Origin of the sequence: Luteimonas colneyensis (assembly GCF_014836665.1) — a bacterium.
GTDB classification, from domain to species: Bacteria; Pseudomonadota; Gammaproteobacteria; order Xanthomonadales; family Xanthomonadaceae; genus Luteimonas; species Luteimonas colneyensis.
The window spans coordinates 218,473-228,739 of record NZ_JACSQJ010000005.1; the positions used below are offsets into that span (position 1 = coordinate 218,473).

6 protein-coding genes and 1 pseudogene are annotated in these 10,267 nt (G+C 70.4%); 6 read left to right on the forward strand and 1 reads right to left on the reverse strand.

Translation table 11 applies throughout. From position 1 onward, the window contains the following. Positions 1–72 precede the first annotated feature (72 nt). Positions 73–2,673 carry a TonB-dependent receptor gene (locus H9645_RS10520; protein ID WP_191729649.1) on the reverse strand — a complete coding sequence of 867 codons (2,601 nt, stop codon included), beginning with the start codon at positions 2,671–2,673 and terminating at the stop codon, positions 73–75. A 419-nt stretch (positions 2,674–3,092) separates the two neighbouring features. Here H9645_RS10520 and H9645_RS14370 point away from each other — a divergent pair. The 6 genes and pseudogenes from H9645_RS14370 to H9645_RS10545 all read left to right on the forward strand — a co-directional run. After that, positions 3,093–3,710, forward strand: a pseudogene (locus H9645_RS14370) (protoglobin domain-containing protein); the annotation flags it as partial. Positions 3,711–3,804: 94 nt separating this feature from the next. Further along, a complete protein-coding gene (locus H9645_RS14240) occupies positions 3,805–4,365 on the forward strand; it encodes a GGDEF domain-containing protein (RefSeq protein ID WP_225218192.1) in 561 nt (186 codons plus the stop codon). Positions 4,366–4,435: 70 nt separating this feature from the next. Then, positions 4,436–7,006 carry a DNA mismatch repair protein MutS gene (gene mutS / locus H9645_RS10530; protein WP_191729650.1) on the forward strand — a complete coding sequence of 857 codons (2,571 nt, stop codon included), beginning with the start codon at positions 4,436–4,438 and terminating at the stop codon, positions 7,004–7,006. Beyond that, a complete protein-coding gene (locus H9645_RS10535) occupies positions 7,003–7,749 on the forward strand; it encodes an MOSC domain-containing protein (protein ID WP_425490236.1) in 747 nt (248 codons plus the stop codon). Before mutS ends, H9645_RS10535 begins: the two co-directional genes overlap by 4 nt. A 63-nt stretch (positions 7,750–7,812) precedes the next feature. After that, entirely contained in the window at positions 7,813–8,424 is a 612-nt protein-coding gene (locus H9645_RS10540) for a DUF937 domain-containing protein (protein ID WP_191729651.1), read from the forward strand. 125 nt (positions 8,425–8,549) lie between these two features. Beyond that, complete coding sequence (locus H9645_RS10545) at positions 8,550–10,055, forward strand: catalase (protein WP_191729652.1); 1,506 nt, start codon at positions 8,550–8,552, stop codon at positions 10,053–10,055. Positions 10,056–10,267 lie beyond the last annotated feature (212 nt).

A 10,267-nucleotide genomic window follows, 5' to 3' on the forward strand; every position in this document is an offset into this window, starting at 1 on the left:
TTTGTCGCCTCGCCGGAAAAAGGACGGCCCGCATGGGCGGGCCGTCCGGTGTCGCGATGGGTCGGGACGGGATCAGAAATAGTTGACCCGGAACGTCACGCCATAGGTGCGCGGCGCGCCGAGGAAGGCGTTCCACGAGCCGGCCTGGATCGGCGCGTCGATGCCCACCTGCTTGTAGGTGTCGTCGGTCAGGTTCTGGCCCCAGAACTCGACCATCCAGCGCTTGTCCTGGCGACCGAAGCCGATGCGCGCATTGAGCAGGGTGTAGGCCTCCTGCGCCTTCTGCGGATCGAGGTCGGATCCGGTGTTGTAGTCGGACATGTACTTGGCGCCGATGTTGAAGCGCCCCTGGTAGTCGGCGCCGAAATCCCACTCGTAGGTGGCCGAGGCATTGCCCGACCACTTCGGCGCGAAGCTCATCTGGCTGCCCGGCAGCAGCGCCAGGTCGGCATCGGGCAGCAGGTCGTCGCCGTACTCCGTCTCGGCGTAGGTGAGGCCACCCTGCAGCATCAGGCCCTGCACCGGCGTCTGCCACATCAGGTCGGCCTCGAAGCCCTGCGACACCACCTCGGGGATCGATCGCACCACGAAGCTCGTGCCCAGGAAGCTGTTGAGCTGGAAGTCCTCGTAGTCCTGGTAGAACAGCGCGGCGTTGAACAGCAGGTTGCCCCCGGCCCAGATCGTCTTCATGCCGAGTTCGAAGCTGTTGACGAACTCGCCCGGGAACGAGGTGTCGTCCACCGGGGTGATGCCCTGGACGCCGCTCGACAGGCCGTTGGACGACTGCACGCGGTCGAGGTTGAAGCCGCCGGCCTTGTAGCCGCGCGCGACCGACGCGTAGGTCATGACCTCGTCGGACCAGTCGTAGGCCGCCTTGAAGGTCCCCGACCACTCCTTCTCGGTACGCGACTGCCCGACGTCGCGGCCGTGGTGGGCGATGTTGGCCCACGGCAGGCACATGAAGCCGGCGACCTGCGGCGCGACCGCGGGCACCAGCGCGCCGAGCAGCTGCTGCTGCAGGGCAGGCGGCAGGAAGGCGAAGTTGTCGATGCGCTGCGCCAGCGCCCCGCCCACGCGCGCGGCCGGGTTGGCCAGCGTGGAGCCGCAGCCGATGCTGCCGTTGGGGTTGCTGTAGACCGAATGCAGCTCCTTCTTCTCGTGCGTGTAGCGCAGGCCGAGGGTGAAATCGAGCGCATCGGTGGCGTGGAAGGTGTTGTTGGTGAAGATCGCCGTGCTGCGCGCGTTCTGGTCGTGGCGGTCGAGCGCGGCCAGGCCCTGGTAGTTGGTCCCGAACGGCTGCCCCGACACCTGCGACAGGAAGGTCGCCGGGTTCGCCTGGTTGACCGTGAGGCCCAGCGGCGCCAGTTGCGCGGCGACGCCGGCCAGCACCTGGCTGCCCACCAGGGTCGACAGGTAGGGCTCGTAGGCCGCGCCGAACCGGTACGAATCGTTGCGGTCCAGGTCCTCGTCCGAATAGAACACGCCGACCATCCAGTCGAGGCGATCGGTGGAGCCGGTCAGCCGGAACTCCTGGCTGAAGGTCTCGAAGCGCGTCAGAGACTCGTCGGCATCGGGCGCGCGGTAGAGGATGTCGGCGCCGCTGTAGTCGAAGTCCAGGCCATTGATGGCCTGCCAGTCGCGGAAGGCCGTGATCGAGGTCAGGGTCGCGTCGCCGAACCAGGACGAGTCCCAGTCGACCTGCACCGACGCGCCCTTGTCCTTCAGGTCCTGCTCGGTGGAGCGGTTGGCATAGGCCAGGCGCCGGTCGGGATCGGCGACCGGGATGATGCCCTCGCCGCCCGGCGTCAGCGCGTTGATGATCGCCGCCGTCGGCCCGCGATGGGTGGTGACGGTGACGCAGCAGTTTTCCTCGCGGCTGGTGTAGTCGGCGCTGAAGTTGATGTCGAGGGTATCGGTCGGCTCCAGCAGCAGCTGGGCGCGCACGGTGTGGTAGTTCTGGTCGCCGTCGTCGGTTTCCCGGCGCGGGCCGCCGCCGGTCCCGACCTCGTCGACGCCGTCGCGCTCGCGCTTGGCCGCGAACACCCGGAACGCGGCCGACTCGCCGATCGCGTCGCTGTACGCGCCCGATACGCCGAGCAGCCCGTAGTTGCCGACGGTGACCTCGGCCTCGGCGCTCTGCGAGTAGCTCGGGCGGCGGGTGACCACGTTGATCACGCCGGCCGAGGTGTTCTTGCCGAACACCGTGCCCTGTGGACCCTTCAGCACCTCGATCCGCTCGACCTCGCCGAGGTCGCCGAAGCCGACGCTGTTGCGCGCGCGGTACACGCCGTCGATGACCACGCCCACCGAGGATTCGAGGCCGGCGTTGTCGCCCACGGTGCCGATGCCGCGGATGCGCGCGGTGGTCTGCGCCGCGGACTGCGTGCTGGTCACCGTCAGGCCGGGCACCAGTACCTGCATGTCCTTGATGTCGCGCACCCCGGTGTCCTGCAGCAGCTGGCCGTCGAGCACGTTCACCACGATCGGCACGTCCTGCAGCGCCTCCTCGCGCTTCTGCGCGGTGACGGTGATGCCGGCAAGCGTGGTGGGTCGCTCGTCTTCGGCCGCGGGCGCGGCGTCCTGGGCGTGCGCCGTGGACAGCAGGACGGGACTTGCGAGGATGGCGAGGAGCGCGGTTGCGAGCGCGTGGCGTTGCGGATGGCCTGAGACCATGGTGTCCCCCTACGGATTGATGTCATCGACGTCGGTGCGGGCGCCACCATGCGATCCATGGTGGATGCGCCGGGCCTGCGTGGGGGACTGGCCTGGCGCTGCGGTACCGCGACCTTGCGGGCGACGCTAGCACAATTCCGGACGCACGCGTATGTGCGTTCCAGCGCCGGGCCTGGCACGTTCACCAACCGGGCGCGCGGGCGGTGGACAATATGCCGATGTCCTTCAGAAACGCCCACGCCGACCCCGCGTCCGACGCCTCCGACGACGCCGGTCCCGCGCCGGAATCCCCGCCCGATCCAAGGCTGGCCGCCGACTGGGCGCGCCGGGTCGGAGCGCTGTCGGACGGGATCCGCGACCTGCTGGCCGCGGTGGTCGCCGAGGGCGGCCCCACCGTGGCCGACCACTTCTATGGCGAGATGCTCGAAGACCCGCGGGCGTCGCGCTATCTCGACGTCGTCCAGGTGCGCGAGCGCCTCAAGCCGTCGCTCCAGCGCTGGCTCTCGGCGCTGCTGTCGGCCCGCCCGGACGACATCGACGCGCTGCAGGCCACGCAGGAACACGTCGGCAAGGTCCACGCCCGCATCGGCATCCCGGTCGACCTCGTCGCCCGCGGTGGCCGCAGGCTCAAGGACGACCTCCACGCCGGCATCCGCCGGCACGCCGCCAACGCTCCGCAGGCCCTGGACGCCATCGTCTGCGCCGACGGCCTGGTCGACCTGGCGCTGGAGTCCATGACCCGCGCCTACAGCCGTTCGCGCGAGGCCTCGGGCCAGATCGACGGCGCGTTCCGGCTGTTCTCCCTGATCCAGAACATCGGCACCGAACGCGAACGCCAGCGCGCCCTGCTGCTGACCTGGGAAAACGCGCTGATCTATGCCCTGACCTCCGAGCACCCCGGCCCGCCGGCGCCGCTGCAGATCTCGCGCTCCGAGTTCGGGCTGTGGTTCCTGCACAAGGGCATGGCGAGCTTCGGCGACACGGCGGAGACCCGCGAAGTCAACCTCATCGCCGCGCGCCTGGACAGCATCCTGCGCGCGCGCCTGCCCGACGCCACCGGCATGGCCGAACGCCGCGAGTTACTGGACGAACTGCGCTCCGGCCGACGCCATCCGCAGCCTCGTGTCGATCATGTTCGATGGCATCGGCGACCTCGAGTCCGGCCGGGACGCACTGACGCGCCTGCTCAACCGCCGCTTCCTGCCGACCATCCTGCGCCGCGAGATCGCGCTGCAGGCCAACACCGGGCGCCAGTTCGCCGTGCTGATGCTCGACCTCGACCACTTCAAGGCGATCAACGACACCCACGGCCACGAGGCCGGCGACCGTGCGCTCAAGCACGTCGCGGCGCTGCTGGTGCAGAACACCCGCGGCAGCGACTACCTCTTCCGCTACGGCGGGGAGGAATTCGTGGTGGTGCTGGGCTCGGTCTCCCGCGACGACGCACTGGCGATCGCCGAAGGGCTGCGCAACGCGATCGCCTCGTCCCCGGTGACGCTGGCCGACGGCAGCACGCTGCGGCTCACCGGCAGCATCGGCGCCGCGATCCAGGACGGGCACCCGGACTACGAGCGCGTCCTGGCGCGCGCCGACGCCGCGATGTACGCCGCCAAGCGGGCCGGACGCGACCGCGTCGTCGTGGACGATGGCGGCCTGCCGGACCCGCCCGGCGTCCGCGCCCTGCAGCGCTGAAGCCCCGACCCTGCCCGGCTACAATCCGGTGTCCCGCGCGCGACCGCCGCGCGCCCCGCACGCCGGACGCATGACGCTGGACAAGACGCCCGAACACACCCCGCTGATGAAGCAGTTCTTCGCCGCCAAGGCGGAGCACGCCGACGTGCTGCTGTTCTTCCGCATGGGCGACTTCTACGAGCTGTTCTACGACGACGCGCGCAAGGCCGCGCGCCTGCTCGACATCACCCTGACCCAGCGCGGCAGCTCCGGCGGGCAGCCGATCCCGATGGCCGGCGTGCCGCACCACGCCGCCGAAGGCTACCTCGCGCGCCTGGTCGCGCTGGGCGAGTCGGTCGCCATCTGCGAGCAGGTGGGCGACCCCGCCACCAGCAAGGGCCTGGTCGAACGCAAGGTGGTGCGGATCGTCACGCCCGGCACGGTGACCGACGAGGCCCTGCTGTCCGAGCGCCGCGACACGCTGCTGCTTGCGCTCAGCCGCGGCCGCGACGGCTACGGACTGGCCTGGGCCGACCTGTCGGCGGGGCGCTTCCTCGCCAACGAGGTCGTCGGCGACGACGCGCTGGAGGCCGAGCTCGCGCGGCTGGACCCCGCCGAGCTGCTGCTGCCCGACGAGGAAGGCTGGCCGGCCTGCGCCACCGCGCGCAGCGGCGTGCGTCGCCGCGCGCCCTGGCTGTTCGACGCCGACAGCGGCCGCCGCCAGCTGCTGCGCTTCTTCGAGCTGCATGACCTGACCGCCTTCGGCATCGACGACCGGCCGCAGGCGATCGCCGCGGCGGCCGCCCTGCTCGGCTACGTCGAGGAGACGCAGAAGCAGCGCCTTCCCCACCTCACCTCGATCGCGCTCGAGTCCAGCGACGGCGCGATCGCGATGAACGCCGCCACCCGCCGCCACCTCGAGCTCGACACGCGCATCGACGGCGAGCAGAAGCACACCCTGCTCGGCGTGCTCGACAGCACCGTGACGCCGATGGGCGGGCGCCTGCTGCGACGCTGGCTGCACCGCCCGCTGCGCGACCGCGGCACCGTGGGCCAGCGCCAGCAGGCGGTGGCCGCGCTGATCGACGCCGGCGCCGAAGGCGACCTGCGCGAGCTGTTCCGGGGCCTGGGCGACGTCGAGCGCATCCTGTCGCGCATCGCGGTGCGTTCGGCGCGGCCGCGCGACCTGTCCACGCTGCGCGACGCGCTGGGCATGCTGCCGGGCGTGCGCGCGCAGCTCGCGCGGGTCGATTCGCCGCGGCTGCAGGCGCTCATCGACAGCCTGGGCGAGCACGCCGCGCAGGCTGCGCTGCTGGCCGATGCCCTGGTCGCTCAGCCGCCGGTGCTGGCGCGCGACGGCGGCGTCTTCGCCGACGGCTTCGACGCCGAGTTGGCCGAGCTGCGCCGGCTGTCCACCAATGCCGACCGGTTCCTGGTCGACCTCGAGGCCCGCGAGCGCGAAGCCAGCGGCATCGCCAGCCTCAAGGTCGGCTACAACCGCGTCCACGGCTACTACATCGAGATCGGCAAGGCGCACTCGGCGAAGGCGCCGACGCACTACACCCGACGGCAGACGCTGGCCAACGCCGAGCGCTACATCACCGAGGAGCTCAAGGGCTTCGAGGACAAGGTGCTGTCCGCCCGCGAGCGCGCGCTGGCCCGCGAACGCCTGCTGTACGAGCAGCTGCTGGACGAACTCAACCTGCACCTGGAGTCGCTGAAGCGCTGCGCCGGCGCGCTCTCCGAGCTCGACGTGCTCGCCGGCCTGGCCGAGCGTGCGCAGGCCCTGGACTGGGCGCGGCCCGAGCTGGTGGACGCCCCCTGCCTCGAGATCGAGCGCGGCCGCCATCCGGTGGTGGAGGCCGTGCGAGACGAGCCCTTCGAACCCAACGACCTGGTGTTGGGCGACGAGCGCCGCATGCTGGTCATCACCGGCCCGAACATGGGCGGCAAGAGCACCTACATGCGCCAGAACGCGCTGATCGTGCTGCTGGCCTACATCGGCAGCTTCGTGCCGGCGAGCGCCGCGCGCATCGGCCCGATCGACCGCATCCTCACCCGCATCGGGGCCGGCGACGACCTCGCGCGCGGCCAGTCGACCTTCATGGTCGAGATGAGCGAGACCAGCCACATCCTGCACCACGCCACCGCGCAGTCGCTGGTGCTGATGGACGAGATCGGCCGCGGCACCTCGACCTACGACGGCCTGGCCCTGGCCGAGGCCTGCGCGCGCCACCTGGCCGGGCACAACCGCTGCTACACGCTGTTCGCGACCCACTATTTCGAACTCACCGCGCTGGCCGCGCCCGGCAGCGGCATCGCCAACGTGCACCTGGACGCGGTCGAGCACGGCGATGCGCTGGTGTTCATGCACGCGGTCAAGGACGGCCCGGCCAACCGCAGCTTCGGCCTGCAGGTGGCGGCGCTGGCGGGGCTGCCGAAGCCGGTGCTGCGGCAGGCGCGCGCACGGCTGGCCGAGCTTGAGCAGCAGGGGCCGCCGGCCTCGCCGCCGCTGTCGCCGGAAGTCCTGGATGCTCCGCAGCAGTTCGGGCTGTTCGCACCCTCGTCCGCGGCGCTGGAAGCCCTGGCCGGCATCGACCCGGACGACCTGACGCCGAAGCAGGCCCTCGAGGCGCTGTACCGGCTCAAGGCGCTGACGTGAACACGCCGCACAGCGGCGATGCCGCCGGCGCCGGCCATCCGCTGGATGCGGGAGCCGGCGTGCGCATCGATGCCCTGCTCACCGGCGTCGCCGTGCCATACACGCGCCCGGGCAGCCGCAGCGGCATCGCCAAGGCCCCGCGCAGCGGCCCGGTGCGCATCGGCAGGCTTGGCCTGGAAGGCGACGAGCAGGGTGACACCCGCGTACACGGCGGCGTCGACAAGGCGGTGCACCACTACCCCTTCGAGCATTACGTCGCCTGGCGCGCCGAACTGGGCGAGCTGCCGGTGCTGGCCGCGCCCGGCGCCTTCGGCGAGAACATGAGCAGCCACGGCCTCGACGAGGGCACGGTCTGCATCGGCGACCGGTACGCGCTGGGCAGCGCCGTGCTGGAAGTGAGCCAGGGCCGGCAGCCCTGCTGGAAGCTCAACGACCGCTTCGGCGTGCGCGACATGGCCAGGCGCGTGCAGGACACCGGGCGCACCGGCTGGTACTACCGCGTCGTGCAGCCCGGCGCCGCGCAGGCGGGCGACATGCTGGCGCTGATCGAGCGCCCCTGGCCGTCATGGCCGCTGCGCCGGCTGATGCGCCTGCTGGCCGATCGCGTGCTCGACCACGGGCCGCTGCGCGAAGCGCTGGAACTGCCGCTGGTGCCCTCGTGGCGGACGCTGGTGGAGCGCCGCCTGGAGTCCCGCCAGGTCGAGGACTGGGCGCGACGCATCGACGGTCCACCGAAGGACTGACGGTCGCCGCAGCGCAGGGCACGGCGCGTACCATCGGACGTTCCACTGACAGGAGCCCCGCCGATGGCCACCCTTACCGATGACCTTGCCGCCCAGTTGCAGGGCGTGCCCGCCAGCCAGTTCGCCCAGCAGCTGGGCATCAGCCAGGAGCAGTCGTCCGCGGCGATCGGCGCCGCGCTGCCGCTGCTCATGGGAGCACTCGGAAAGAGCGCCAGCCAGCCGCAGGGTGCGCAGGCCCTGCTGGGTGCGCTGCAGAAGGACCACGCCGGCATGGACATCGGCAGCGTGCTTGGCGCGGTGCTGGGAGGCGCCGGCAGCCGGCAGACCGACGGCGCCGGCATCCTCGGCCATATCTTCGGCGGCAGCCAGCCGCGCGCCGAAGCCGGCATCGCCCAGGCCACCGGCCTGGGCCAGGGCCAGGCAAGCCAGCTGCTGAAGATGCTGGCGCCGATCGTGATGGCCTACCTGGCCAGGCGGGTGATGTCCGGCGGATCCACGCAGCAGGCCGGCAGCGCCCAGGCCCTGGGCGGTCTTCTCGGCCAGGAGCAGCAGCAGATCCGGCAGGAAGGCGGCCTCGGCGGCGGCCTGCTCGGCGCCGTGCTCGACCAGGACGGCGATGGCGAACTCGGCATCGGCGACCTGATGAAGCTCGGCGGACTGTTCGGCAGGAAGTGACCCATCCTTCGATAGAGAACATCTATCAATCGAGTTCCATCATTCGATTTCAACTTTCTATCGCATCGCCGTAGAGTCGATTGCAGATCCTCGTCCGCCACCCAACTCCAAGGGGAGCCAGCAGCATGAGCAACCACGACCGCGACAAGAAGTGTCCCGTCACCTATCTGACCACCGACTTCGGCGCCCCGGTGCCGGACAACCAGAACAGCCTGACCGCCGGCCCGCGCGGGCCACTGCTCTCGCAGGACGTGTGGCTGCACGAGAAGCTCGGCAACTTCGTGCGCGAGGTGATTCCGGAGCGCCGCATGCACGCCAAGGGCTCGGGCGCCTTCGGCACCTTCACCGTCACCAATGACATCACCCGATACACCCGCGCGGCGATCTTCTCCAAGGTCGGCAAGCAGACCGAGATGTTCGCCCGCTTCACCACCGTGGCCGGCGAGCGCGGCGCGGCGGATGCCGAGCGCGACATCCGCGGCTTCGCGCTGAAGTTCTACACCGAGGAAGGCAACTGGGACATGGTGGGCAACAACACCCCCGTGTTCTTCATCCGCGACCCGCGCAAGTTCCCCGACCTCAACAAGGTGGTGAAGCGCGACCCGCGTACCAACCTGCGTTCGGCCACCAACAACTGGGACTGGTGGACCCTGCTGCCCGAGGCCCTGCACCAGGTCACCATCGTGATGAGCGACCGCGGCATCCCGAAGTCCTACCGCCACATGCACGGCTTCGGCTCGCACACCTACAGCTTCTGGAACGAGGCCGGCGAGCGCTACTGGGTGAAGTTCCACTTCCGCACCCAGCAGGGCATCGAGAACCTCAGCGACGCCGAGGCCGCCGAGGCCATCGGCAACGACCGCGAGACCCACCAGCGCGACCTGTACGAGGCGATCGAGCGCGGCGACTTCCCGAAGTGGAAGATGTACGTGCAGATCATGCCGGAGGAGGACGCCGGGAAGGTGCCCTACCACCCCTTCGACCTGACCAAGGTGTGGCCGAAGGGCGACTACCCGCTGATCGAGGTCGGCGAGTTCGAGCTCAACAGGAACCCGGAGAACTTCTTCGCCGACGTCGAGCAGAGCGCCTTCGCACCGTCGAACCTGGTGCCGGGCATCGGCGCCTCGCCGGACAAGATGCTGCAGTCGCGCCTGTTCAACTACGCCGATGCGCAGCGCTACCGCCTGGGCACCAACTACCAGCAGATCCCGGTCAACAAGGCGCGCTGCCCGGTCAACAGCAACCACCGCGACGGCATCGGCCGGGTGGACGGCAACTACGGCAGCCTGCCCCACTACGAGCCCAACAGCTTCAACCAGTGGCAGGAGCAGCCGCAGTTCCGCGAGCCGCCGCTGAAGATCACCGGCGACGCCGACTGGTGGAACTTCCGCGACGACGATTCCAACTACTACAAGCAGCCCGGCGACCTGTTCCGGTTGATGACCCCGGAGAAGCAGCAGCTGCTGTTCGACAACACCGCCCGCGCCATGGGCGATGCGCCGGACTTCATCAAGCGCCGGCACGTGGAGAACTGCACGAAGGCCGACCCGGCCTATGGCGCGGGCGTCGAGGCCGCGCTGCGCAAGCTGGGTGCGTTCGCGGGCGAGGACTCTCCAAACAGCCTCGACTGAGGCCCGCCGACTTCCCGCGAGGGGATCAGGCAAGCACGAAGCCGCGGCTCCCCGGGGGGCCGCGGCTTTTTCTTGGTTCTTCGCCCAATCGTGGGGAATGTTCGCGTTGGTGTTTTTCGGGCTGCGGCGGCCCGACGCGGACGCAGGGGGGATGCCCAGCCGGAATCTGCGCTGTCCTGCTCCCACTTCCGGCCGCCGGCCATCCATGGCCG